The following is a 679-nucleotide window of genomic DNA, read 5'->3' on the forward strand; positions in this document are numbered from 1 at the left end:
GCGCGGCCCTGACCAGCAGCTGGACCCGGCGGGCGGCAAGCGGGTGCAGGGCGGTGAACGACCCGCGGTAACTCGCCGGCGCCGCCGGATCGACGATCTCCTCCGGGCGCAGCCGGTAGAGGTCGCGGCCCGGCATCCGGTCGGGCAGGGTCGCCGTGCGCGGGCCGAGGTCGGCGGCGTAGAGCAGCCTCGCGCGGGGATCCGGGCCGTTGCGCAGCGTCTGGTAGGGCACCTGGGTGTACCGGCTCGGGGTGGCGGGGGTGACGATGACGACGGACGGGCCGCGCAGGTGGTCCGGCAGCAGGGCGTCGAGCAGCGCGTCGTTGTCGTTCACCCAGTGCTGGGTCCGCAGCTTCGGCGGGATCGACCCGGCGGTGAACGCGACCGCGACGACGACCAGCACGCCGGCGGCCACCGGTCGTGCCAGCGCGACCCGGCGCGGGGAACCCGCCGCGGTCCACAGCCCGCGGGCGCCGGCGGCGGCGAGGATCAGCACCGGGCTCAGCGCCCCCAGGTGGTAGTGCGGGCCGAGCCCGTCGCGCAGTCCCGGCATGGCGAACGCCGAACCCCACCAGAACAGGTAGCCGCCGCCGATCGCGGCGATCATCGCGAGCAGCGCCAGGCGCGCGCGGCGCCGGGCGCGGCCCAGCAGGCCGACGCCGGCCAGCGCGACGAGCAG

The 679-nt window shown here is 77.2% G+C and carries 1 protein-coding gene; it reads right to left on the reverse strand.

Going from position 1 to position 679, the window contains the following annotated elements:
* Positions 1–679, reverse strand: a 679-nt coding sequence (locus MXD58_RS24395; RefSeq protein ID WP_518478672.1) for a DUF7846 domain-containing protein, incomplete at both ends; no start/stop codon positions are given.

It is taken from the genome of Frankia sp. AgKG'84/4 (assembly GCF_023242965.2).
Lineage (GTDB): Bacteria > Actinomycetota > Actinomycetes > Frankiales > Frankiaceae > Frankia.